At 58.8% G+C, this 24153-nt stretch carries 20 protein-coding genes; 7 read left to right on the forward strand and 13 right to left on the reverse strand.

Features of this window, described 5'->3' with window-relative positions; genetic code table 11:
* Window positions 1–81: 81 nt before the first annotated feature.
* The 3 genes from VLM75_02065 to VLM75_02075 are packed head-to-tail and all read right to left on the reverse strand — an operon-like array spanning window position 82 to window position 6799.
* Window positions 82–5457, reverse strand: coding sequence for a carboxypeptidase regulatory-like domain-containing protein (locus VLM75_02065; protein ID HSV95699.1), 5376 nt, complete (start codon window positions 5455–5457; stop codon window positions 82–84).
* Between the two features lie 47 nt (window positions 5458–5504).
* The gene (locus VLM75_02070; protein HSV95700.1) at window positions 5505–6092 is read right to left on the reverse strand and encodes an AMMECR1 domain-containing protein; all 588 of its coding nucleotides are present in this window, start codon (window positions 6090–6092) and stop codon (window positions 5505–5507) included.
* On the reverse strand, window positions 6089–6799 hold the full coding sequence (locus VLM75_02075; GenBank protein HSV95701.1) for a VanW family protein: 711 nt from the start codon (window positions 6797–6799) through the stop codon (window positions 6089–6091). Before VLM75_02075 ends, VLM75_02070 begins: the two co-directional genes overlap by 4 nt.
* A 205-nt stretch (window positions 6800–7004) precedes the next feature.
* Here VLM75_02075 and VLM75_02080 point away from each other — a divergent pair, with 205 nt between their 5' ends.
* From VLM75_02080 to panB, 4 genes are all read left to right on the forward strand, one after another.
* Window positions 7005–8384 carry a PhoH family protein gene (locus VLM75_02080; protein ID HSV95702.1) on the forward strand — a complete coding sequence of 460 codons (1380 nt, stop codon included), beginning with the start codon at window positions 7005–7007 and terminating at the stop codon, window positions 8382–8384.
* Between the two features lie 193 nt (window positions 8385–8577).
* Window positions 8578–9399, forward strand: a complete 822-nt coding sequence (zapE, locus tag VLM75_02085; GenBank protein HSV95703.1) for an AFG1/ZapE family ATPase — start codon at window positions 8578–8580, stop codon at window positions 9397–9399.
* A 2-nt stretch (window positions 9400–9401) separates the two neighbouring features.
* Window positions 9402–9863 carry a 2-amino-4-hydroxy-6-hydroxymethyldihydropteridine diphosphokinase gene (folK, locus tag VLM75_02090; protein ID HSV95704.1) on the forward strand — a complete coding sequence of 154 codons (462 nt, stop codon included), beginning with the start codon at window positions 9402–9404 and terminating at the stop codon, window positions 9861–9863.
* Window positions 9851–10654 (forward strand): 3-methyl-2-oxobutanoate hydroxymethyltransferase, encoded by an 804-nt coding sequence (gene panB / locus VLM75_02095; GenBank protein ID HSV95705.1) that lies wholly within the window; start codon window positions 9851–9853, stop codon window positions 10652–10654. Before folK ends, panB begins: the two co-directional genes overlap by 13 nt.
* A 33-nt stretch (window positions 10655–10687) precedes the next feature.
* Here panB and VLM75_02100 read toward each other — a convergent pair whose 3' ends face one another.
* The 5 genes from VLM75_02100 to VLM75_02120 all read right to left on the reverse strand — a co-directional run bounded on the left by VLM75_02100 (window position 10688) and on the right by VLM75_02120 (window position 16050).
* Window positions 10688–11191 (reverse strand): MauE/DoxX family redox-associated membrane protein, encoded by a 504-nt coding sequence (locus VLM75_02100; GenBank protein HSV95706.1) that lies wholly within the window; start codon window positions 11189–11191, stop codon window positions 10688–10690.
* Window positions 11192–11695, reverse strand: a complete 504-nt coding sequence (locus VLM75_02105; protein HSV95707.1) for a rhodanese-like domain-containing protein — start codon at window positions 11693–11695, stop codon at window positions 11192–11194.
* A complete protein-coding gene (locus tag VLM75_02110; protein ID HSV95708.1) occupies window positions 11692–12624 on the reverse strand; it encodes a hypothetical protein in 933 nt (310 codons plus the stop codon). Before VLM75_02110 ends, VLM75_02105 begins: the two co-directional genes overlap by 4 nt.
* Before the next feature lies 1 nt (window position 12625).
* Window positions 12626–14686, reverse strand: coding sequence for an HD domain-containing phosphohydrolase (locus VLM75_02115; protein HSV95709.1), 2061 nt, complete (start codon window positions 14684–14686; stop codon window positions 12626–12628).
* A gap of 95 nt (window positions 14687–14781) precedes the next feature.
* Complete coding sequence (locus tag VLM75_02120; protein ID HSV95710.1) at window positions 14782–16050, reverse strand: glycosyltransferase; 1269 nt, start codon at window positions 16048–16050, stop codon at window positions 14782–14784.
* 730 nt (window positions 16051–16780) lie between these two features.
* Here VLM75_02120 and VLM75_02125 point away from each other — a divergent pair.
* Genes VLM75_02125 through flgE form a run of 3 tightly spaced genes read left to right on the forward strand, consistent with a single transcriptional unit; the run spans window position 16781 to window position 20351 of the window.
* A complete protein-coding gene (locus VLM75_02125; GenBank protein HSV95711.1) occupies window positions 16781–18277 on the forward strand; it encodes a flagellar hook-length control protein FliK in 1497 nt (498 codons plus the stop codon).
* Window positions 18278–18289: 12 nt separating this feature from the next.
* Window positions 18290–18931: a flagellar hook capping FlgD N-terminal domain-containing protein gene (locus VLM75_02130; protein HSV95712.1), complete on the forward strand. Its 642-nt coding sequence runs from the start codon at window positions 18290–18292 to the stop codon at window positions 18929–18931.
* 46 nt (window positions 18932–18977) lie between these two features.
* On the forward strand, window positions 18978–20351 hold the full coding sequence (gene flgE, locus VLM75_02135) for a flagellar hook protein FlgE (protein ID HSV95713.1): 1374 nt from the start codon (window positions 18978–18980) through the stop codon (window positions 20349–20351).
* Window positions 20352–20478: 127 nt separating this feature from the next.
* Here the strand turns inward: flgE and VLM75_02140 are convergent, their stop codons facing one another.
* The 5 genes from VLM75_02140 to VLM75_02160 form a co-directional block, all read right to left on the reverse strand.
* Window positions 20479–21726, reverse strand: coding sequence for a (Fe-S)-binding protein (locus tag VLM75_02140; GenBank protein ID HSV95714.1), 1248 nt, complete (start codon window positions 21724–21726; stop codon window positions 20479–20481).
* Window positions 21727–21729: 3 nt separating this feature from the next.
* A complete protein-coding gene (locus tag VLM75_02145) occupies window positions 21730–22440 on the reverse strand; it encodes a respiratory nitrate reductase subunit gamma (GenBank protein HSV95715.1) in 711 nt (236 codons plus the stop codon).
* Between the two features lie 107 nt (window positions 22441–22547).
* Entirely contained in the window at window positions 22548–22778 is a 231-nt protein-coding gene (locus VLM75_02150) for a sulfurtransferase TusA family protein (protein ID HSV95716.1), read from the reverse strand.
* Between the two features lie 82 nt (window positions 22779–22860).
* Window positions 22861–23400: a DsrE/DsrF/DrsH-like family protein gene (locus VLM75_02155; GenBank protein ID HSV95717.1), complete on the reverse strand. Its 540-nt coding sequence runs from the start codon at window positions 23398–23400 to the stop codon at window positions 22861–22863.
* Window positions 23401–23792: 392 nt separating this feature from the next.
* Complete coding sequence (locus tag VLM75_02160) at window positions 23793–24041, reverse strand: DUF2892 domain-containing protein (GenBank protein HSV95718.1); 249 nt, start codon at window positions 24039–24041, stop codon at window positions 23793–23795.
* Window positions 24042–24153: the final 112 nt, after the last annotated feature.

The raw sequence follows: 24153 nt of genomic DNA on the forward strand, positions 1-24153 counted from the left end.
TTGTATAAAATCATCATCATTCCCTATTACAAAGCCAGGGGTGGAAGAAATGCCGGAGAGTGCCGCGCGTAAGCGGCACTCCTATTTCTTCTCGACCGAGAATCGCGCCGGGACCGCCCATCCCTGAATGGACGGCTCGTACATGCATTCCATCCGGGCGGGCTTTACCATGAACCGCCCCGGGAGCTCGGCCCGCATGATATAGGCGATCTCGTATATTTCCCCCTTCCTGATCCTGGTAAAGAAAAACACCATGCGGTTGTCGCGCCGCTCGCTGTGCGAGTACGGCTGGTACTCGTCATAGGCGTTTTTCATCACGACCTCGAACCCCGATGGGAGGTAGTCCTCGAGAACCAGGTACTCGAAATCGTCCTGTGCGCGGAAGCGCACCTTCACCATGATCTCATCGCCGACCCGGATTGGCGCGGTCGACGAAATGGCCTGGGGCACCATGTACTCGTTGTTGTTGATGTCGCGCACGCGCGTAACCGCGTGGAAGCTGCGCGAAAGGCCGATGCCGTTCTCGAGAGAACGCATGCTACGCACCTCGGACTTGAACAGCGACATGAATTCCGAGCTTTTAAAGTACAGGTTCCCCCGAAGCGTCACGTCGAAGCTCACCTCGCCGCCCGCGCTGCCGTCGGCAATGATGGTGTGGAGCGCGCCGGCGGCCGTTGCGGGAACGGCGACGCGGCGCGTGAGGGCCGCAAGGTCCTTCATCGAGCCCGTGTCATAGGATATCGACGCGACCGGCTTTCCGTCGAGCGAGAAGGCGACCGTTCCGCTTTCGGCGCTCCCCGGGCCCGCGGCCTCCAGGTATCGGCAGGCGGCGAGGATCACCGTGGCGGTCTCCTTGGTCGAGTTCCAGCGGTCGTCCGTGCCGCGGCGCGAGATCGAGCTTACTATCTGCGCGGGTAGCGGCGAGCGGTCACCGGCGAAGACGAGCGATTCCAGCACGTGCGCGGTCAGCTCGACGCTGCCGCCCTGCCAGCTCCACGCGTGCGAGGGAAGGGCCTCCCAGTACACGCCGCGCGCGTCGCGCTTCTGCATGTTTCTGAGCGTGTCGATGAAGCGGGGCAGGGCCGCCTCGATTCGCTCGCGGTCCAGGGGTTGAAGATTTCGTATATTTTGACCGAGCGCGAGCGCGCGCACCAGGAACGTAAGCGTATATGCAGTCGGTTTTTTATCGCCTGCTATTTCGCGGAAAGCCGTATCGTTCCATCGTCCGTGAAGTGCGTAAACGTACAACAGATACGCCGCGGCGTCGCGGTCGTTAGCGGCGTCGGCGAGCATGCGTTCCACCGCCTGGAGGGCGTTCCCGACCCGTTCCCGGTCTACCGTATAACCGAGCATTTGGGCCGTATGGAGCGCATAGAGCGCGTGGCCCGTGAGGAACTCGTTGCCGCGGTCTCCGCTCCACCATCCCCACGAGCCGTCGTCGTTCTGGGCGCGTTGCACGCGTTCGAGCCCGGCCGCGGCCGTTTCCTCAATTCTGAGAGCTGATACGAGCCCTTCCATACCCCTCTTCGCGAGCATGGATTTAAGAGCCAGCGCGGGCAGAAAGCGATTGATGTTCTGCTCGACACAGCCGAACGGATATTCCGCAAGGTAGCGCGCGGCCTTCGCCATACGGGCGATGGGGCCCGGGTTAAGCGAGATGACGATTTCCGAGGGAACGAAGTCGAAGTCGTCCGCAGCCGGCGGCGGCCTCACAGACACGGTCCGGTTGTCGGCCATGTCGCCGGCGCCGTAGAGCGCATAGGGCACGCCCCGGCTGTGCACCGGAATGCTGAGCGCGAGCGCGTCGCGCGCCGCTGCGTCGGCCGTCGCGGAGAAGAGGAGCTTCATGGAATCGCGGCCCTCGGGGACCTTTACGGTGTAGTAGGCGCGCGACGAACCGAAGGCGGGCAGGCTCATGCGCACGGACTCGTCGGGCTGAACGGGCGCCCCGTCGGCCTTGAGCTCGGTCTTTACGTCGGGAAGCCCGCGCGTGGTGTTGCTGTTGACGATGCCGACCAGTCCCACGGTATCGCCCTCGATCATGAACCGCGGCCTGCCGACGCGCGCGATGAGGTCCTGCGTTACGAGTATTTCAGATTTGCGCTCGCCCACGCGGCCGGCCAGGTCGTGGCCGCGCGCGGTCAGACGCCATGTGGTGAGGTTGTCGGGCAGGTCGAAGCTCACCTCGGCGCGTCCGTCGTCGCCCGTGCGTATGTCCGCCTTCCAGAAGGCGGTGTCCTCGAACTTCTCGCGCACCTTCACCTTTCCCTCCTTGGCGGCGCCGGCGAGCACCGTTATCGGGTACGAATAGTTCGTGAGCACCCAGTTGGAGATCCTCGCGTAGAAAAAATCGAGCATCTTCGGCGTATGGTCGTGGCGAATCGAGTAGATCGCCTCGTCGACCACGCCGAGCGATAGGTCGGCCCTGAGGGGCCTGCCGTTCTCGTCGTCCACTTTGAAACGCACGGTGGCCTTCTCGCCGGGCAGGTATTTCTCCTTCGCCGGAGCGATGCTGATCATAATTTGCGTGTCGGCGTCGGGAAGCGTTACGCCGGCCGAGCTCGTAAAGAGCGCGCGGCTTCGCTGCATCGTCGCGGTTATATAGCAGTTCGGAGCGTATTCTTCTTTTATGAGCATCTTCACCGGCATGACGTTGCCGGTCATCCGAACGACCTTCTTTTCGTAGACGTCCCGGCCCTCCACCGTGAGGCACACCCACGCGTCGGGGAAGCGGCTTTTTAACAGGCAGGTGATCTCTCCGGGTTTGTCGAGGGCCGGCCGGTCAACGGACATTTCGAGGTTTTTAAAGCGCGAATCCACGCGCGCGCCGCGCGAGCTGTACACCCACACCACGCGCGAGGCGGTGATCTCGTTTTCCCGGCGGTCGCGGGCCGCGGCGAGAATGTCGAACTCGCCGTACAGGTCGAACTTTTTCGGGAGCTCGAGCCGGTAGGCGCCCTTCTCGTCGGTCTGGAACTTACGCTCGAAAACGGGGGTCTTGTCGTGCACGTAGACGCGCTGCCATGGTTTCCAGAGATACCGGAATACCTTGATCTCGACCGGCGCGCTGACGGGGGTGCCGTCGTGGGCGGTCGTCTTCACTTCGACGATCTTCTTTTCGTCGTCGGCGAAAAAGCTCCGGGCCGGGTTGATCTTGATATAGAAGTCCCCGCGCCCGACCTTTACGCTGGCGCGCGAGGTGATGCTGACGTTCGACCGGTCCACGATCGTCGCTTCGAGCGTTATCTCGCGGTCGTATGGAAAACTTCCGCAGGCCAGGCGCAGCGCGGCCACGCCGTTATCGTCGAGGTAGCGGTCGCCTTCCAGCCTGATGCGGTTATACGCCTCGCTGTGGCCGTAGTCCTCCTCCCACCAGTAGGTGGTGTCGGTGTCGCGAAGGCGGCTTTCGTAAAAGCGGTATTTTACCAGGGCGCCCTTCAGCGGCGCGCCGAAAAAGTACTTGGCGTCAACGCGGAACTCGGCGGTGTCGCCGTTTATGAAATATGGCCGGGAGGGGGCGATATCGATTTTAAATTCGGGCTTGCGGTACTGCTCCACGTAAAAGCGTCCGCCGTCGTACAGTGTCTCGGCGGTCTTGCCTACCCGGATGCGGTGTTCGCCCAGGCGCGCCTCGCCGTCGAGTTTGATCGAGCCGCTGTACGTCCCCCACTGGTCGAGCGTCATGGAGCCGCTCCGGAGCGTCTCGTCGAAATCGGCATTCCGGATCTCGTAATGCAGCGCGCTCGACGAGAGCGGGGCAAAGCGCCGTTCCCGCTTCTTCCCGATTATCTTGTAGAAAACCGTGTCGCCCGCGCGGTAGACGGGCCGGTCTGTATAGACGAAATACTTGCTCTCCTCCTGCGCGAAGGAGTAGGGCGAGCCGGTGCTCGCGAACGCGTAGCTTCCATCGGGCGCGACGGCGAGCACCGAGAGGTGCATGCCGCTTTTAAGCGGATTGTGGAATATGCCGCCCGCGTCGGTCATTCCACGGCGTACGATTTTAATCGGAAGGTCCTCGATGCGCTCGGGCGGTTTCGCAGCGGTGCGCCGCGCCGTGGCAGATTGTTTCACCGGCGTATTGTCGAATACCACCACCGAGGCGTTAGGCACCGGTTCGTTCGTTACAAGGCTCGTTACGTAGGCGAAGACCGATTCGCGCGAGCGCTTGACCACAAGCCCCGTCGAGGTGACGGTGAAGAATTTCCGATCGACGGCGCGCCCGGCACCCGCGACCTCGACGCAGTAGGCGCCCGCGGGAAGCGGTTCGTTGAGGTCCATGGACTGGTAACGCCATTCATAGGGCTGGAAGTCCTGAACGGGAAGCTCCCATTCGCGCACGGTTTCGAGCTTCGCTTCGCGCACGTCGAGCTTGTTCGGGTCGACCCGGCCGCCCAGGATGAGGCCCAGCGGTACGCGGTAGATCCTGGCGTTGACCTTTTCGAGGCGGATCGTTTTGAGATTGAACTCAACCTTCATGCCCGGCGCAAAGGTGTAGCGGTACGAGTACACCTGTATCTGAGGTTCCTTCGGTCTGACGGTGAAGTTGAAGCCTTTAATCTCCGCGCCCTCCTCGATCGCGAGCGGCGGTGCGTCGAGGGCGTAGAAGCCCTCGTGGGAGAGGGACACGGCGTACGTGCCCGGCTTGATGTCATCGATCCGGTAGCTTCCGTCGTGGTAGGATACGGCGGCATGAGTTACGCGCCCCTTCAGCGTTATGTTCATATTGACGGCGCGGCCATCCACGCCCTGTATGGCGATCGAACCGGAGATCGACGCGGGACGGAAGAGCCTCATCGGAAGCGCGAATCGCTCGCCGCTTTTCAGTCGCTGTATGACGGCCGTCTCCGCGATATAGCCGGGTTTCGCGAACGCGACGACATACGAGCCCTCGGCCAGGCGCGAAAAAGAGTATTTGCCGGCCGCGTCACTCGCGGCGATGAGGGGGCGGTCCATCGGCGGATCGTCGTGTTCGCCCTGGTCTCCCGACGAGAGTTTGACCTCGACCCCCGCTATGGGTACGCCGGCCGAATCCCGTACCACGCCCTCAAGGATGCCCTCGCGCCGCAGCTCGATCGCGTACCTGCCCGCGGATATCGACTCGGTGGTAATATATGGTACATAACCGTCCGCGCTGATCTCTATGCGGTAACGGACATGTTTAATGAATTCGTCGATGCGGAACGCTCCGCTCGAATCGGTTTCGAGGCGGTAGTAGCCCATGCCCATGTTCGCGTTCTTGATCTCGACCGTCGCGCCGCGGATCCCCTTGCGCGTCGCCGCGTCGATCACCGTTCCCTCGATGACCTCGGAGCGGGCGAGGTCGGCCGGGCCGGCCTTTTTATAAACGGTCCTGCCGTCGGGGAGCACCTCGCGCCCGGTGGTCGCGCATGAGAGCGTGGCGGCGACCATGATTAAAAGCGAGGCGGTATGTGCGGCCTTTAGCAATCGTGAGCGCATTGTCATATTCTCCGGGAGATGGGATCGCGCCGGGTGGAGGCGCGGTTTCAGCGTATCGTCACGGCGCGGAAAACCGCGCACTGTACGACCGTTCCAGACCCGATCATCCTGTCGAGACGGTCCCGGCTCCTGATCTCGGAGGGGACCAGTACGATCTTTTCGCCGGTCTCGAAACTTATCATAAGGCCGAAACGGGAAAAATCAACCTGATTAATGTCGTCAACGGGCACGAGCTCCCCCGCCACCGTGAGTATGATCCTCGTTTCGCCGAGATCCCGGAGGTCCAAGGGAGGATACCGCGGGTCAAGGAACAGCGCTCCGTTTATGTATTCGCGCAGGGTGAGCTCGGCGTCCTCCGTTTTATGGTGAAAGGCCCCGAAGCAACCCCGTACCTTCGATCCCTTTACAAGGGTGATAAAAAAGCCGAGCCTCCCGAAATAGGGCGGAACACCGACCGAAAGGGGCCGGGAGCATTCCCTGGCCGCCAGTCGCTCGCGGGCAATGCAGCGCATCCAGTCGGAGAGCATGGCCGATTCCGGGCTTTTCGCGAAGCCGGCCCATTCCCGAAGCGGATCGTCGGGAGAGGCCTGTGATGGCGCGAAAAGAGCGAGCGCGATGAGCAGGGCGCGCATCATTTGAGGTACACCGCCGGGTAATGATCCTTATAGAGGAGAAATGACTCGATGAGCCGGTCGCCGGAAAGTTTCTTCCGGTAGACGTTTACGCTTATGCCTCCGCGGGGACGCCTTCCGTCGTTCTGGATCGGAAGCTCCGCCTCTTCCTCCTCGGTGAATATCTCGTAGCGAAATGGAGGATGGCCGTCAGCCCGAATCCGCACCAGCAGGCTTTTGCCGCTTACGGACAACTCGATATACAGTTTCTGATCGTAGGGGTTACGCATACGGAGGTCCTTCTTTCCGTATTTTATCGTCGCGTCCAGTCCCGGCGGCACATAGGTGACGGGCTGAAAGTGACGGTGTCGCTCCGCTATTTCGCAGCCCGCGGCAAGAAGCGCGTTAAAGAGAGTGGACGACACCTGGCAGAGACCGCCGCCGGGTTCGTAGCGGACCTCGTCGCGGTAGAGCACCGCGCCGTTTCTGAATCCGTTCCGGGCGGAGCCTTCGCCGACCGTGTCATTGAACGAAAATATGGATTTCGGCATGATGACGTATCCGCCAAGCTTCCCGCAGGCGAGGCGGATGTTGTGGCGCACCGCATCGTCCTGATCTTCCACCGAGGTGGAGAACGAGGCGATGATCTCCGGCCTTCGATCCGCGGCAAAAGCGTCGAGGGACTGGAGCGCGACGATCATTGTTAAAAGAAGTATCTTCAGTGGTTTCATGTCAGCCTTGCCGCGGACGGCGGGGTGCGGGATGCGGGGCTGAGGGTATGGCGCCGTCCTTTATGTGTAATACCATACCGGCTAACCGCTCCGCGGTCAATGATAAAGTTTATTGACTGGAGGAATAATCGCGTTTTTCCGCCCCGCCGGCGTGAAAACGCACGAAACGAATAAATAATGGTTGCCTTTCGCGTGCAGAAAGCATATGGTCCCATCGATGGTCGGCAGCGGCGCCAGGCGGAATATAAACACGGCATACATGTTCAGCAACGATAATAAAATATTCGTCCTCGATACCAACGTTGTACTCTACGATTATCGCTGTATTTATTCCTTCGAAGAGCACGCCGTCGTAATCCCCATCACTCTCCTCGAGGAGATCGACCGTTTCAAGCGCGGAAACGAGATTATCAATTTCAACGCGCGCGAGTTTTCGCGCGAACTCGACGCGCTCATCGGCGACCGCCTGCTCAACGAAGGCGTGGCGCTCGATTCGGGCGGCACGATCGTCGTGATTACGAACATCGGTAAAGACGAGCACCTCCGCGAGATTTTCTGGGAGGACACGCCCGACCACCGCATTCTCTCACTGGCGTACAACCTCGCCAGGGAATTCGGGTTCGGACGGGTGTTCCTCGTCAGCAAGGACATCAACCTCAGGATGAAGGCCAAGAGCATCGGCCTTAAAGCCGAGGACTACGAGACCGGCAAGGTCAAGGACATCGACGAGCTCTATACCGGCAAGAACCTCGTCGAGAACGTCTCATCCGGACTGATCGACACCATGTATCGGGGCGGGTTGATCAGTTTTGAGGAATCGGGCTTCAGTGCGCCGCCCCATCCCAATGAATTCTTCATCATGCGTAACGGCGCCAAGAGCGTGCTCGCCATGTATGTGAAAGACGAGAACGTCCTGCAGCTTGTCGAGAAAAAGAAAGCCTACGGCATCATTCCGCGCAACGCCGAACAGACATTCGCCCTGAATGCGCTCCTGAACCCGGCCATAAGCCTGGTTACCCTTTCGGGAAAAGCCGGCACCGGCAAGACGCTCATGGCGCTCGCGGCTTCGCTCGAGTGCAGGCGGGAATACAAGCAGATCCTGCTGGCAAAACCCATCATTCCACTTTCCAACCGGGACATAGGCTACCTGCCGGGCGACATCCAGAGCAAACTCGACCCCTATATGCAGTCGCTCTTCGACAACCTGTCGGTGATCAAGAACCAGTTCGACGAGGAGTCCGAGGACTTCAGACGCATCTCGCAGATGGTGACGAACGAGAAGCTCCTTATAATGGCGCTGGCCTATATACGGGGCCGGAGCCTTTCCAAGGTCTTCTTCATCGTCGACGAGGCGCAGAACCTCACGCCGCACGAGGTCAAGACCATCATCACCCGGGCCGGCGAAGGCACCAAAATCGTCTTCACCGGCGACCCCTACCAGATCGACACGCCCTATCTCGACTCCCGAAGCTGCGGCATCACCTATCTCATCGACAAGATGAAGGGACAGCGGCTGTACGCTCATGTCACCCTCGAAAAAGGCGAGCGGTCGCAGCTTGCCGAGCTCGCCTCGAACCTCCTCTGACGAAATCCCGGTAAAATTCGGCGCCCCTGATAAAAGGCCGCTCTGCCGCCGGCGCAGGCAAAGGGATAGCGCCCGTGCGCGCTGAAAACCGGTATATTGGCGGTATATTTGATTGACAGGATTCCCTCCGGCAGCCAGCATCGAGGGTGCGGCCGCATGCGGGGGGCGCAATTATCATCCCGGGAGCACACCAATGGCGATAGACAGCAGGCAGCGGCAAAAACCGGCGGCAAGCCCTTTCTGCGCGTACTGCGAGTATACCGGTATCGTGCACGAGGTGGGTTTCGAGGTGATGGGAGAGGTGCCCCTTTCGCCGTGCCCGAAATGCGTGCTTCCGGCGTGCAAGTGCGGCGGCGAGTCCCCGTATTTCCATTACGACGCCGGCGATATCCGCGACTGCGCCTGCCGCTCGATCAGGATGCGGATAGACCGCATCAACGCCATTTACGCGCGCTCCGGCATAGATAAAAAATACCGCTGGCGCTTCTTCGACTCGTTCGATTCCATTCACAAACTGGCCGCCGACGCCAAGAACACCGCCTACGACCTTGTAAAGAAATTTCCGAATGTCGGCAAGGGGCTCTTTCTCTGGGGAAACCCCGGGACCGGGAAAACCCTGCTCTCTTCCATAATCCTCACCGAGCTCATCATACGCCACGCCGTCGAGGGGCGCTTCATCAAGATCTCGCGCACCTTTTTTAACCGCCTCCGCGCCACCTTCAACGAGGACTCCGATACCTACGGCGAGGCGAACAAGATCGAACAGGAACTGGGCGAGGTGGACGTACTCGTGGTCGATGACTTCGGCGTACAGCGCGATTCGGCATGGGAGGCCGAGACACTCTACAACCTCGTGGATGCGCGCTACGAGGCGGAAAAATTCACCATCTTCACATCGAATAACAATCCGTTCAAAACGTTGAAAGAGCTTTCCGGGGGAAGGATACTCTCGCGCATCAAGGAGATGTGCGTCATAATCGAGGTGTCGGGGCCCGACTACCGCGACAGGCTGTAGTCGTGGCGATTGCGTATATCGGAATCGGGACGAACCTCGGCGATCGCCGGGCGAACATCGGGCGGGCGGGGCGGTTGCTCGTCGAGCGGAACGCTCTCTGCATTACCGGCGAAAGCTCCATAGAGGAGACCTGCCCGGTGGACTACGTGGACCAGCCGCGTTTCCTCAACCGGGTGGTGCGTGGGTCGACCGACTGCCCTCCGGCGGAGCTCTTCGCCCGCCTGGCGCGGATCGAGGCCGATATGGGGCGCGTTCGCGTAATCCGGGGGGGCGCGCGCATAATCGACCTCGACATTCTTCTATACGACGATGTTGTGATGAAGACGGCGGATCTCGTAATACCGCATCCGCGCATCAAGGAGCGGATGTTCGTGTTGAAACACCTGATCGAGATCGATCCGGAACTCGCGGACCCGGAAACGAACGAACCATACAGGGAGGTACTGTTGCGATGGCGAGGATAAAAACGATCAACGACTTTAAAAAGGCCAGGGACGAGAAGGACCCCATAGCCATGATTACCTGTTACGATTACGCCTGCGCGCGCCTCATCGAGGATAGCGACATCGACGTGATCCTGGTGGGCGATTCGGTGGGGATGGCGTTTGCGGGCAATTCGACCACGCTTCCGGTGACGGTGGAGCAGATGATCTACCACGCCTCGATCGTTCGGCGCGGGGCCCCCAATATCTTTATGGTGGTGGACCTTCCCTTCATGAGTTACCATGTTTCGGTGGAAGATACCCTCCGCAACTGCGGCCGCATCATGAAAGAAACCGGTGCCAACGCCGTAAAGCTCGAGGGGGGGCGCGATTTTGAGCGCATCTTCGAGGCGCTTACGAAGGCGTCGATTCCGGTGATGGGGCACCTCGGCCTTACGCCGCAGTCCGTCCACAAGCTGGGAGGATACACCGTCCAGGGCCGTGAGGAAGACAAACGGCGCGTAATGATCGAGGACGCCAAAATCCTCGAAAAGAGCGGTGCGTTCTCGCTCGTGCTCGAGATGGTGCCCGCGGCGCTTGCCGGCGAGATCACCGAAAGCCTCTCGATACCGACCATCGGCATCGGCGCGGGAAGCCTCTGCGGCGGACAGGTGCTGGTGATCAACGACATGCTGGGCTTAGACGAGCGGTTTAACCCGAAATTTTTAAAGAAGTACGCAAACCTCTCGGAGACCGTCAGGAAGGCGCTTTCGGACTATTCCCGCGAGGTGAAGTCCGGAACCTTTCCCGCGGCCGGGCATTCGTTCAAGTAGAAAAGCGGCCGTGTTTTACGCGCTCCAGACGGTTTACAGCTCGCGGAGCCGGGTGCGCTCGGCGATCGCCTCGATCGAGACGACGTGCCTGCGGGCGCGAAACAGCACGATCGTGACGGCGAAGAGGGCGATGTTGCGCGCGATAAGGGGAAGGCCGATGGTCTCGTCGATGCCGAAGCGCGCAAGGCCGAAGCATCCGCAATCGAAGCGCTCGCCGCGCGCGAAGCTATAGGCGGTTACCGCGATGAAGACCAGAAGCAGGGACGCAGCGATGAGCGCCGCCGGCTTTATCCGGTACCCGGCGGCGAGGAGGGCGCCGGCAACCAGCTCGATAGCCGGGATGGTGACGGCCGCGTAGGGCGCAAGCGGTTCTGGCAGAATACCGTACATTCCCACGATCTTGCCAAACCCTGCGGGATCGATCAGTTTTATGCCGCCGGACCATACAAACACCATGCCGACCGCGATGCGCAGAAACGCGGTCAGCCCGTTGCCGTAGATCGTTTCGCGCAGAATGTTCCGTAGGAAAAAAATCATTTAATCCGATTTGTCCTCTTCGTTTTTGCGCACCGGATATCCAAGCGCCTCCCATTCCGGCAGGCCGCCTGGCATAACATAAACGCTGCGCGGGTAGCCCAGCGAGATCAGCATCCGCGCCAGCGCTTCCGATCCGTCACATGCCGTGCCCGAACAATAGATGACCGGTTCGACGGGACCTTCGAGAACGGCGCCGTTCGCCTTTATTGCCGCGAGGGCGGATGATTCGGGGATGCCCGGGATGTTTACGGCGCCGGGGATGCCCGAAACCATGAATTCTGACGGGGAGCGCGTATCGATGAAGACGGCGACCCCCAGGTCAAACTTGATCTTCGCCTCCGCTGCGCCGATGCGGACTATTTTCCAAAGCGCCGGGTCCTCCCTGGGGCGAAACGTGTACCCCTCCGGATGAAAGAGGTTCACCGCGAAACCGAGCACGCAGGCGAGCGCGATGATGACGGCGGCCTCGCGGACGGGCTTTTTGAAATCCGAAAACTCTATCATTTCGGGCGCGTCTTCCCCATTTCGCGTTTTACCTCCGCGTTGTAGCGGTCGATGATGCGGCGGATGCGCGGATCGTCCGCCGGTTGATGCTCGTCGGGAAGGCGAAAGGAGTTATTCACGACGCGGGCCCTTCCGCCCGAAAGGGCGAGCTCGAGTATTCCGATACGAGCGCCGTTGGCGCCCGCCTGCACAACGACCGCATTACCGCTCTGCCGCGGCCAGGGAGTGAGGGTCTGTGAATGCCCGCCGACGATGACGTCGACGCCCTCGAGCTTTTCCCCGAGTTCAAGATCCGCCTCCAATCCGGAATGCGACATGAGTATGACGAGCGCGGCGCCGCGTTTCCTGAGCGCGACGGCCTCGGCGGCGGCCGCGGAAGCCGGATCGAGCACGCGCAGGCGCCCGGTCACTTTTTTAGGATAATACCTGAACGCGGCGGGCGAGATAACGCCGGTGATGCCGATTGTCGTTCCGCCGCGTTCAATCACGAGGCTTCGCGCGAAGGCCTGCTTCCAGTCGCTCCCGCTCTTAACCTGCAGATTGGCGCAGACAAAGGGCATCCCTTTGACGAGCGCAAGGAAAAAGTCAGCGCCGCCCGAGAACTCCTGGTCGCCGGCGAGCAGGGCGTCGTAGCCGATAACGCGATAGGCCTCGACGATGTGCCGGGAAAGGAGCGGGTCGTCGTCTATCGTGATGAAGTCGCCCGTGTCGATAAGGAGCGCGCCCGGGAATTCCTTTCTTATGGACTCGATTTCGGTGGCCCGTTTGACCAGACCTCCCCTGGGATCGGACGGGCAGCGGCAGTAGTCGAGATTGCCGTTAAGTGAATTGGAATATACGATGGTGACGCGCGCTTCGTTTGTTCGTGCGCCGGTCACCGACGAGAGAAGGGCGATGATCGCGATGAGCGCAAGTCGGTTGAAACGCATTTTACATCACTCCGGTTTTAAAGGAGTCCCTGTCCACCCTCTCGTATATCCGGTGACGGATAAAAAGCCTGACGAGCTCCGCATCGAGCTTGTTGTTTCGAGCCTCCTCTTCGAGGATCGAGAGCGTCTTTTCCAGAGGTACGGACTTTTTATAGGGACGGTCGGTCGCCGCGAGCGCGTCGTACACATCGGCTATTGCCATCATCCTGGCCTGCATGGGGATGTCCGCGTCGCCCGAAATACCGTCGGGGTATCCGGTTCCGTCGGGTTTTTCATGATGCTTCAGGGCGATCTCGGGAATATTGCGGTATTCGGGCGGCCAGGGGATTCTGCTTACGAAGTTATAGGTATGCACCACATGGCTCTCGATCTCCTTTCGCTCGAGCGGATTGAGGCTGCCGCGACGTATCTCGAGGTTCATTTTTTCGCTGTCGGTGATGACCGGGACGGGATTGCCGTCGGGATCGTAACAGTCGAGTGAATCGAGCTCTTCGTGGATCTTTCGGATGACATCCTCGGGGTCGTTGTTCATTACCGTCGGTTCGTTCAGTGTCGCCAGGGTCGCCTTGACCTCGCGTATGCGCGCAAGCCTCGAGATCCGATCGGCGTTTATTTTGTCGAAATCGGCGGAAACGTCGATGCCGCCGCGGGCCTTCTGTAAAAGCCGGTTCTCTTCCATGAGCAAGCGCAGTTCGACGTAGCGGTACAGGTAGTCGAACCTGAGCATGAGGTTTTCGAACTCTTTGGGAAAGAGCTTTTTCGATTTCTGGAATATCGCAAGGTCTATGTAGACCTTGCCGAAATCGTGCAGCAGCGCCGCGTATTCGAGCTCCTTGATCGCCATGTCCGAAAAGCGCACGTCTTTAAAGAAGCCATCCTCCTCGGTATTGACGGCCAGCGCCATCTGCCTGCAGATCTCGGCCACGCGGAAGGAGTGGCCCGATGTCGCCGCGTCGCGCGATTCAATCGCGGTAACCGAGGCTTTTACAAACTCCTCGAACTGCATCTGGATCTGCTTGATCATGCGGTTGTTTTCGATGGCGATGGCCGCCTGACCGGCCACGGCCTCCATGAGCGACTCGTAGCGCGAGGCGAATGGTACGACCTTCCTCTCGAAGTCCTCCGGCTTCGAGAGCATTATTTCGAAGGCTTCGTTGCCGGTCATTTTACTGTTGCCGGTATCGTCCTCCTTGCTGTTGATGAGTTGGATGACGCCGATTATCTCGTCGAGATGGTTGCGCATGGGTATCACGAGCATTGACTTCGAGCGGTAGTTGTGCTCGCGGTCGAAGGAGGAGTTGAAGGCCACCGGGTCGGACTTGGCGAGCCCGTAGACGTCGGGAATGTTAAGGATCGTACCGGTGACGGCGACGTATCCGGCGATCGAGTTTCTGTTGAGCGGCATCACGAATTCCTCGTAGGGCAGCTCCTTCGAGAAGGTGTGCGAATATTTGAATCTCAGATGTTTTCCTTCCTCCCGACGCTCTTCGACGATGTAAATGCTTCCGGCGTCGGCGCCGGTTATCTTCTTGCTGAGCATAAGGATGAGCCGAAAGAGGTGGTCAGGATCCTTTTCGATGGAGAGCGATCGGCCTATGTTTATAAGGTCTTCCTGGTCGAGCTTCATGTCGAGCAGGGTGCTCTGGTAATTGTTCAGCTCGACGGCAAGCTTAGCTTCGCGCTCCATCGAGATGAAGGCCCTTTTTAAATGAAACGACAGCTCGGCCGCCGAAAGGGGCGACGATGTGGCGTGCGCTATATTCTCCAACAGCGGCGATTCGGAAAGCGATTCGTTTATTCCGGCGCCGGTTATGATGACCCTGAAATACACGGAATCGGAGGGCCGATGCTTCTCGACCGCCTCCAATCGGCTTAACTCGTCCACCGTCAGGATCAGCACCGCCAGTTTAGCTCTGTGTCCCGACTCCCGCAGGCCGTTCATGCTGTCAACAATGTCGGTGCTCGCGGTCGCGTCGAACGGAAAATTGAAGCGTGCCGGAAGGCCGGCTTTTGATTTTTCGGAGAATAGTATGCGCTTTTCCATGGCCACCCGATAGTGCACGGGGGTGGTTCTTCGGCCCGTGCAAACATCCCCTCCGCCAAGGGTGTCACTATTGAACGGGCGCGTAAAGTAAAAATCATTACCGGGACGGAATTTTACCGCATGGGGTTGAAGTCATCGGGTTCGGGGCGCTTCTCGTCCCAGCGTTCGATCAGGTAGCCCTTCATCGATTCGAACACCTCGGCCTGCCGTTCGACGACTTCCTCCGCCTCGATCGAGTTCATATCCCATGTGGCGTTGACGAAACCGGCCACCCTGCCATAGTAGAGGGGGACCATAAGGTTGATGAGTCGCACACGATTTACCTTCCAATTGTGGTAGGTCGCCGCCAGTTGGTAGAGCGCCTTGACCCATGTTTCGATGGGGAAGCCGAACTCCCCGACCTCCGCGTTGCAGGCATCTCTGAGCGAGAGAAAGACCTCGCGCGAGAAAATCTCTTCGTACAGCCGGGCGAACTGGTTGAATCCCAGTTTGTATTCCTGCACCAGGCGGTCGAGGCTGATATCCACCGCCTCGGGCTCATTCGGCGTTCCGTCCCCGAAGAGCGGCACCGGGCGACTCCCCTCGATGTTTCTCCAGTAGGGCGCGTAGTGTTCCATGAGATTAAAGAGCGTCCCGATAACCTGCACGAACATCGGACCGAGCGAGTCCGCCGGGTCCTTCGCGTCGTGCACCTTCACGCCCAGGTGAGCCTGGCAGATGTTGACGTTGCGGGCGATGGCGTTTATCGTCATCCAGATGTCGATGCCGAACTTGGCAATATCCGTCGACCAGACGGGCTTTTCCAGGTAGAATCTGGCAAGCTTGTTCGAGAAGGTGAAGTCCCCGCCGATGGGCTGGCGAATGCGTTTGCCGTAGATGGCGCGGGTGAGGCTGTACACGATGTTGTTGGTGATGGTGCCGTCGTATTTATGCCGGGTGTACACCGGCGCCACAAACTCGTATTCCCCATTGAGTACCGGATCGATTAAAAGCCGCACCCATTCGGGCGAGATGCTGCGGAGATCGGAATCTACCACCATACATGATTTAACGTCGAGCATCACCGCCGCTTCAAATATGGCGCGAAAGGCGCTCCCCTTTCCCGAAATTCCACGGTATATCTGCACTACGCGCTCCTGCCAGGGTTTCAGTTCCACGCCTTTCGATATCGCTCGCGTGTCGTCCGTCGAGCCGCCGTCGGAGATGAAAATAACGGAATGCGCGTCGCGGTAGTACCGGTTGAGTCCGTCGGTGACCATCTCGATCACGTGCTGTATCGTTCTTTCGTTGTTGTAGCAGGGAATCCCGACCAGAATGTCCGCCCTGCCGATGTCTTCCAGCTTTTTTGTGGTCTGCGGCCTCAAGGCAGTTGAATAGTTCATCATTCCCTTCCTTGCCATTATATTCCCTTTAAATTAACAAGCAAGCGGTATCGCCGCCACAATTTTTTTGACAGGGGTGAACAGGAAGTGAATTGCGTATCGGGCGAGTTTCGGGTGTAGATTCGCGGGAGTGGGAATGTCCCGCGAAAACCGTTCGGCTCACCGAGTTTCGCAGAACGAGTGGTTGCAATCCCCCGTTCTGAAGCCTGGATGCGGGTGTATGCGTGGAAATTGCGATGAATCTGAAAACCGGACGCCCGCTAAAAAAACATCCCTGCAAAGGCAGGGATGAGCATCCAAGAGGTCTCCTATTTTGGGGACGTAAATCCGGGATCCAAAATGGAGGATTGGCAATTGTGGAAGTATAGCACCTCGTACTGACATCGTTTCGGGAGCCATCCGGGCTCCCTTCAGTTTTTCATCGTTATTGACTATTTAAAATTTATCGTCAATATTCAATGTTGACAACAAAATTAATAAATAGGTACAAATTTTTATCTGATACCAGCCGGCCGGTTTTTTTAAAATTAAGGCACTTATTGATGTGTAAATTATATTATTTTGTATAATGCCATCTCCGGCCGGCGGGGATGGGGCCGATATTCGCCCATCCATCCGCCGTTTTATATTAATTTTCCATTCAGTTTATATACCCCTCTCACGATATTAATACAGTACTGTGGGACCGGGCGGACCCGTGTGGTTTTAACCGCCCATCGGGGAAGGAACGATGCAGCAATCGATACATCTGGGAATTTCGGATATGCTCGTGCCGCGCGAGGCGGTCGGCCTCCCGCGCCTTCACACCGCGGAGGAGCCGTCCGTCCGCTTTGATGATATTCTCAACCGGCATCTGTCGGCGGAGCGCGAGAACCGTCCCGGGAATCCGCCGGAGCGTCCTGAAACGCGGTACGAGGAGCCGGCGGCGCGTCAGGACGACCGCATGCGGGTGGACAGAGAAGGGCCCGCCGGGCGCGAAGAGCGTGATGGCCATGATATGAGGGTGGATGCCCGACGCGCAAGTGAGAATGACAGGCCGTCGGATATGAAGGATAAGGAATCGGATGCCCGACGCGCAAGTGAGAATGACAGGCCGTCGGATATGAAGGATAAGGAATCGGACGCCCGACGCGCGTCCGTTGATGCGGGCCGAAAGGAGGTCGGTGCCGATTTTACCGGCCGGAAGAAGGCCGATGACGTCGGCGATAAGGAAGCACTGCTTCCAGGAACCCGGAAGTCCTCGGAAACGCTCCGTGAAAACCAGGCCATGCGCAAAAAGACCGGCATGCGTGACGATGAAGGATGGTCGCAGCTTTTACAGCGTCTTGAGGTAGTGCAGTCAAGGGCGGCCATTTACGCGGAAGGGAGCAGGGAGCTTCGGGACGTAAAGGCGGCGCTTGCCGAGACCAGGGACGTTTTACAGAGCCGGGGCGGCCGCACCGACAGGGCATTGTTGGATGCGCTCGGCGAGCGCCTGCGCGAACTTGCAAAGAGGATTGAGGCCGGTCAGATGGGCGGCAGGGAGGCGCGTCAGGCGCCGTTGGGCGATGAGATACAGCGCATTGCCGATATGGTAACCCGCCTTGCCAGAAGGACCGACAGGGCCGTGGCACAGGGACTGCGGGAAGAGCCTGATCAGCAACAGCCGCGCTCGGCGCTCCTTGAAAGAACGATTGTTTCGCATGGTCTTAATGGTAGGGATCAGGTCGAGAATTCATCGCCGAAGGATGGGAATTCGTCGGCGTTCGGCTTTCAGTTCGCAAAGAACGCGCAGGGGGCGGATAAAAATGCGCACGCGGCACCGCTGCCGCGGCAGAATCCACTTTTCGAGGAACAGCTCCAGTCGCTGGTCAGAAACGCGCGGGTCGTGGTGCAGGACGCGAAAAACGGCAGTTTTCAGATGCGCCTGTACCCGGAATCGCTGGGAAGGGTGAATGTTAGCCTGGGATTGGAACAGGGGACGATTACCGGAAGGTTTCTGGTCGAGACGGTGGAGGCCAGGCAGGCACTCGTCGGGCAGCTCGAGGACATTCGCCAACGACTGGCCGAGTCGGGTATCAGCGTTGGGGAGTTCCAGGTGAATGTGCGCGGCGACGAACGGTACGCCCGGCAGAGCTCGCGCGATTACCTTCCTCCGCCGCTATCGGGAACTCCCGTGGAAGCGAACGGCAGGTACGAACTTCAGTCCGTGCGGCATCATGATGGATTCATAGACGTGACGATTTAGGAGAAGGACAACATGGATATTACCAACACCATGTCGCGTGAGGAGCTTGCCAGGACGAAGCAGCAGGCCGACGCCGTCAACGCAAAACTCAAGCGCAGGGACGGAAGCCAGAAGGGCGAGATGGGCAAGGACGCATTCCTGAAGCTCCTTGTTACGCAGCTGCGGCACCAGGATCCGACGCAGCCCATGCAGGACCGCGAATTCATCTCGCAGATGGCGCAGTTCTCGGCGCTCGAGCAGATGACGAACGTGAGCAACTCGATGAACTCGCTCAACAGGAGCGCCCGCTCGAACGAGGCGTACTCGCTGCTGGGCAAGCGGGTCGAGGCGTTCAATCCAGCTAACGGCAGGGCCGTGGAGGGCGAGGTCTCCAGGATATTTTACAGGGAAAACGATATACGGCTTCTGGTAAACGGCACTGAACTCGGTCTCTCCGATATTCACTCGGTGCTTCCGCCCGAGCAGAAAGCCGTTCCCGTTCCGGTCGCCGACAGTTATAATGACCGGCCGCGATCGGCCGCTTTGACAATGCATGCACTGGAGCCGCGTCCGGAGGCCGTTGACCATATTGTGGACCGGCAGGGCATGGGTGAGCGCGGAGCATCGGAATCGAACAATGGATTCGCCGTAAAGGCGTATGGGGATAATCAGTAAGCGGCAGGGCCGGCGGTAATAAATTTTATTCAGGAGTTTATGCGTTATGATGCGATCACTGTTTTCCGGGGTATCCGGTTTAAAGAACCATCAGACCAGGATGGACGTAATCGGCCATAACATTTCGAACGTCAATACCTACGGGTACAAGACGAGCCGTGTCACCTTCCAGGACATGCTGTCGCAGACGCTGTCCGGGGCGGCGAAGCCCGAGGAGAACAAGGGGGGCGTCAATCCCAGACAGGTCGGACTGGGTATGACCATCGCCTCGATCGACAGGATATTCACACAGGGAAGCCTGCAGACCACCGGCAATCAGACCGACCTTGCCATTTCGGGTGACGGTTTCTTCGTGGTGGCCGAGGGCGATAAAAACTATTACACCCGTGCCGGCAACTTCGCGCTCGACCGCGACGGCATGCTCGTCAATCCCGCCAACGGCCTGAGGGTGCAGGGCTGGATGGCCACCACGAACGAAAAGGGCGAAAAGGTCCCGAATTCTTCGGGCACTCCCGAGGACCTCATCATCCCCATCTATGGGAAGGTCGACGCGAGGGAAACCAGTTATGTGAAATACAAGTGCAATCTCGATTCGAAGATGCCGGTCGTTCCGCCCGACGCCACCGGAAGGATGCGCGCCTCGGCGGGAGTGACCACTAATATAGACGTATACGATAAACTGGGCAACAACCACCGCATGACCATGACCTTCTGGCGCACCGGGACCAATCAGTGGACCGCCTCCGCGGCGATCACCGACGGCCTCGGCCAGATGACCCTCGACGTGCCGGCGGGCGCCAACCAGGCCAACCAGGCGAACCCCTCGAGCAGGATAAACCTGCGCTTTACGCCGGAGGGGAGACTCGTTTCCGTAGCCGACGACTCCAGTCCTGACGAGCTCAACCAGGGCGACCTGGTCATCAACGCCTCGTATCGCATGGCGGGCGATCCGACGGTGCGTACCATCAACGTCGACCTCGGCAAGGCAGGGCTGCTTGAGGGCGTAACGCAGTTCTCGTCGCAGTCGACGACCAAGGCGGTGGAGCAGGATGGCTACACCATGGGTTACATGGAGTCGTTCAACATCGACGATTCGGGCGTCATAACCGGTATTTACTCCAATGGCACCAAGCAGAGCGTGGGCCAGGTGGCCATGGCGGTGTTCAATAATCCAATGGGACTCACCGCCGCGGGGGAGAACCTCTTCGAGCTCTCCAATAACTCTGGACTGGCGAACGTGGGGGCCGCTTCCGAGGGCGGGCGCGGGAAGATCGTGGCGGGAACGCTCGAAATGTCGAACGTCGACCTTTCGGACCAGTTCACCGACATGATCATCACCCAGCGTGGTTTCCAGGCCAACTCGCGCACCATTACGACCTCGGACCAGATGCTCCAGGAGCTTATCAACCTGAAACGCTAAGTGTCCGGCATGTAGCGGGCATTTAACCGGGTAGCAATACCAGGACGAAACGGGCCTCCGCCGGCGGCGGGGGCCTTGCGGTGTCCGTGGTGAAAAAAGCCCTCTTCTCGTCCGGGCCGTTACGAGTTCAGACGGCGAGGCGCTCGGCCACCAGCTCCGAAAGCGACCTGACCTCGACGTCGAGACCGTACCCGTCCTTTATGGTGTTGAGCTGGAGGATGCAGTTCTCGCACGCCGACACAACGATCTTCGCGCCGGTCGCGTCGATCTGGTCCTTTTTCGCCTTGCCCGATTTTATCCTGAACTCCTCGTTGTCGAGCGCCACGAGCCCGCCCCCGCCTCCGCAGCACCAGTTGTATTCGCGCGTCGGGGACATCTCGCGGTAATCGGATGCGAGGCGAGCGAGTATCTCGCGCGGCTCGTCGAACACGCCCGCGTTGCGCCCGAGCTGACAGGGATCGTGATAGGTCAGCGGCTCGGCAATGGCCCCGTCCTTCATGCGGATGCGGTTCTCGGCGAGGTACTGGTGGATCTTCTCGACAATGCTCGTCACCTTGAACGGCAGCGGTCCGAGCAGGAATTTCGGTATGCGATAGGCCGTACCGCATTCCACGATGACGACCTCCTTGACTCCCAGGGCCTTCGCCTCGTTGACGACGCGGTCGGCGATGAACTGCATTTTCTCGGGGTCGCCCGCGAACATTCCGAAGTTGACGGCCTCGAAGAAGCTCAAGGTCCAGTTTTCCTTCGCGGCGTTGAATATGACGGCCGGGTGGATGATGGAGTGCGCGCCCGAAAGCCCGACGAAGAGCACGTCAGCGTTCTTCTTCTCCATGGGGATAAGGCCGTCGGCCGAGGGAAGGCCGAGGCGCTTCTGTACCTCGAGCTCCATGTCGCCGATGACCGAGAGGAAGCCTTCCTTGAATTCGTCGATGCTTTTTCCCTTCTCGACCGCGGCATCGGCGAGCATTACCAGTTCCTCCGGCGCGTTTCCATAGCCGATGAGGAGGACCTTGGCTATTCCCAGGATGTACGGCATGTCTATGCCGAAGGGACAGTACATCATGCAGCGCCGGCAACCGGTGCACGAGAAGGCCGCCTCTTTCATCTCGTCCATCACCCGTTCGTCGAGCGCCGTGGCGTCGCCCCAGTAGGGGAAGAGCCTTCCCGAGGGCCTGAAATGCTTTTTAACCGCCCGGCGCACCACCTCGGCGCGGCCCACCGGTGAATATTCCTTTTTGGGAATGCCGTAATAGGCGTGGCAGGTGTCGTAGCAGAGCCCGCAGCGTGTGCACGTGTCCAGGTAGTAGCGCATCGGCCTGGTCAGGCGCGAAGCGATCAGTGATTTGAGTTCCCGTATTTTTTCCTTTTCCATGGCCTATTTCCTCTTGAGGTTGAGTGTGCAAAACGCGAAGACCGAGTGGACCATCTTGCCGAAGGGGAAAAGCATCAGGAAGAGGTTCGCGAACAGCACGTGCAGCGCGAGCATGATGTTATGGTACGACGAGACGATGTCCTCGGGGAGGACGGGCCTGAGCGCGATGAGGCTCTGCAGATAATCGCGCATCTTCGAAACGTCGAACATGAAATCAAGATGGCGCGAGGCCAGGTTCATGTGACTGCCGAAAAACAGGGCGAAAAAAAGAAGGATGAGGATCAGGTAGTCCTCAGGGACCGAGATGGCGTTATACGGGTATCTGAATCTCCGGAAGAGGAAATACAGGGTCGAGACCATCAGCACGATCCCCACCCATCCCGCGCCGAGGAACACCTGGTGGGGGATGACCTGCAGCGCCGCGAACTCGTCGATGAGCTCGAGGTGGCCGATAACGAGCAGTGCGAACGATAAATGGTAGGCCACTATGAAGAACCAGAAGACTTTGCTTTTCCTGAAGGCCACCGGCACCGCGAAGGCTTCTTTCACGACGCCGAGCGGCCGCGGAAGCCTCCGCGGATAAGCGCCGAGCTTCCCTTTAATGCCAGGCGAAAACGCCACGACCGCGAACTTGAACAGAATGCCCAGCGCGAACGTGGCGAACGCGATGTATACCATGGGGACCATGATGAAATAATAGATGTCATTCCACATGCCGAATCCTCTCTGATGGAGTTCGGGGAGAAGATCTCCCGTGTTATCCGGCGGGGCAATCCCCGCCGGTGCGCGCACACCCGTCCGGACGTGCGCGCGGATCATGATTATTTAAGCTTCTTGATGTAGAACTTTGCGGATTTTTCTTCCTTTACGGTCTTTAAGATTTCGTTACCGCTGGATTTCGCCCACGCCGGAAAGTCCGCGTGCGCGCCGGGGTCGGTCGTTTCGGCCTCGAGCACCTCGCCAACCTTCATCTTCTTCACCTGCTGGCTTACCTTCACAACGGGCAGCGGACACGCGAGTCCCTTGAGATCCATCTTTACATCGACATTGATTTCATCACCCATAACATTCCTCCTGAAATATGTTTATGATTTCGCACCCGATACCGCGCCGGCCCGGGCGCTTTTCGTCTTTTTACAGAAACAGCTGAATCTTGCTGTCGCCCGCCTCTTCAAGGAATTTGGCGACCCCGACGAATTCCACATCCGGGTAGTCGATCATCTCCTCGGGCTTGAATCCCATGAGGCCCATCGACATGTCGCAGATGTAGATCTTTACCTCGAGCTCGGCGGCAAGCCCTATCATCTCCTCGAGCGACGCGATGTTCTTCTTTTTCATGAGGTGCTTCATCATCGCCGTCCCCATGCCGCCCATGTTCATCTTCGAGAGCTTTACCTTCCCGGCGCCCTTCGGCAGCATGAAACCGAACATCTTTCCGAAGAGGTCCTTGCCGCCGGCCTTTTTCTTTTTGTCGCGCAGCGCCGGTGTACCCCAGAAGGTGAAAAACATCACCACATGCAGGCCCATTGCCACGGCCCCCGTCGCGATGATGAACGCCGCCAGTAGTTTATCCATGTCGCCGCTGAAGACGATCATCGACAGTTTGTTCTTTGTTCCCGTCTTTAAAGCCTCAAGCTCTTCGCCGATTCTCTGCAGTTCCTTTTTCGGATCCATGATATAACCCCAGTTTTTAGTATTTTAATATTTTATATAATAATATATCTCATTTGCTTTTGTAAACAAAAAAATATTTAGCGGTGAAAATTTTTAAGGGAGCATCACTCCGGGGTGCTTTCCCTCCCTGCGGCGGCCTGGTGGGATATGGTCCAATAATGGCCAGCATCCAGGCCTGAACAGGTGTATCCATCCATTCATCTTTTTGAATTACACGAATGCAGCATCTGCGATCATCTGTGGGTGAGCGTCTCGATGGAGCCGAAAGTATGGGCTATACGCGGTTTAAAGTCAATTTTATAAGGAGGGGGATAAAACGAAAACGCCCCCGGGCGCGTTTTACCGGAGGCGTTGCGGACCGACGCCCGATTAATGCGCTGAGTGCGCGCCGGTCAGTGGTCGTGGCCGTGCGGCGCGGCGCTTTCGGCGGTGGCTTCGCGGGCTTCGGCGCAGGTGTCGACTTTGAGAAGCGTGTACACCCAGCAGTTGCCGGTAAAGACCGAGACCAGAAACCCGGCGCCAAGTATGAAAAGAATCAATCCGCCGAAGAAGCCCGGCTCGAGGATGATGATGTTCAGCAGAAAGGAGAGGCCGACGAGAAACCTGATGTACCTGTCGGCCGGTCCAACGTTCTGTACCATAGGGAGCGCTCCTTAATCAAAATTTTACTATAAGTAGTATGAATAGAGTTGTCGCTTTACCGGGTGTCATTGCGAGCCCCTGCCGTATCGGGGCGCGGCAATCTCATAAAGC

This window comes from Spirochaetota bacterium (genome assembly GCA_035477215.1).
Lineage (GTDB): Bacteria > Spirochaetota > UBA4802 > UBA4802 > UBA5368 > MVZN01.

Coding starts and splice junctions, on each gene's coding strand:
- VLM75_02065 (HSV95699.1), bottom strand. CDS start 5,457: ATGCGCTCACGATTGCTAAAGGCCGCACATACCGCCTCGCTTTTAATC.
- panB (HSV95705.1), top strand. CDS start 9,851: ATGGCGAGGATAAAAACGATCAACGACTTTAAAAAGGCCAGGGACGAG.
- VLM75_02130 (HSV95712.1), top strand. CDS start 18,290: ATGGATATTACCAACACCATGTCGCGTGAGGAGCTTGCCAGGACGAAG.
- VLM75_02100 (HSV95706.1), bottom strand. CDS start 11,191: ATGATTTTTTTCCTACGGAACATTCTGCGCGAAACGATCTACGGCAAC.
- VLM75_02080 (HSV95702.1), top strand. CDS start 7,005: ATGGTCCCATCGATGGTCGGCAGCGGCGCCAGGCGGAATATAAACACG.
- VLM75_02155 (HSV95717.1), bottom strand. CDS start 23,400: ATGGATCCGAAAAAGGAACTGCAGAGAATCGGCGAAGAGCTTGAGGCT.
- VLM75_02160 (HSV95718.1), bottom strand. CDS start 24,041: ATGGTACAGAACGTTGGACCGGCCGACAGGTACATCAGGTTTCTCGTC.
- zapE (HSV95703.1), top strand. CDS start 8,578: ATGGCGATAGACAGCAGGCAGCGGCAAAAACCGGCGGCAAGCCCTTTC.
- VLM75_02070 (HSV95700.1), bottom strand. CDS start 6,092: ATGATGCGCGCCCTGCTCATCGCGCTCGCTCTTTTCGCGCCATCACAG.
- VLM75_02145 (HSV95715.1), bottom strand. CDS start 22,440: ATGTGGAATGACATCTATTATTTCATCATGGTCCCCATGGTATACATC.
- flgE (HSV95713.1), top strand. CDS start 18,978: ATGATGCGATCACTGTTTTCCGGGGTATCCGGTTTAAAGAACCATCAG.
- VLM75_02110 (HSV95708.1), bottom strand. CDS start 12,624: ATGCGTTTCAACCGACTTGCGCTCATCGCGATCATCGCCCTTCTCTCG.
- VLM75_02105 (HSV95707.1), bottom strand. CDS start 11,695: ATGATAGAGTTTTCGGATTTCAAAAAGCCCGTCCGCGAGGCCGCCGTC.
- VLM75_02120 (HSV95710.1), bottom strand. CDS start 16,050: ATGAACTATTCAACTGCCTTGAGGCCGCAGACCACAAAAAAGCTGGAA.
- VLM75_02140 (HSV95714.1), bottom strand. CDS start 21,726: ATGGAAAAGGAAAAAATACGGGAACTCAAATCACTGATCGCTTCGCGC.
- VLM75_02125 (HSV95711.1), top strand. CDS start 16,781: ATGCAGCAATCGATACATCTGGGAATTTCGGATATGCTCGTGCCGCGC.
- VLM75_02075 (HSV95701.1), bottom strand. CDS start 6,799: ATGAAACCACTGAAGATACTTCTTTTAACAATGATCGTCGCGCTCCAG.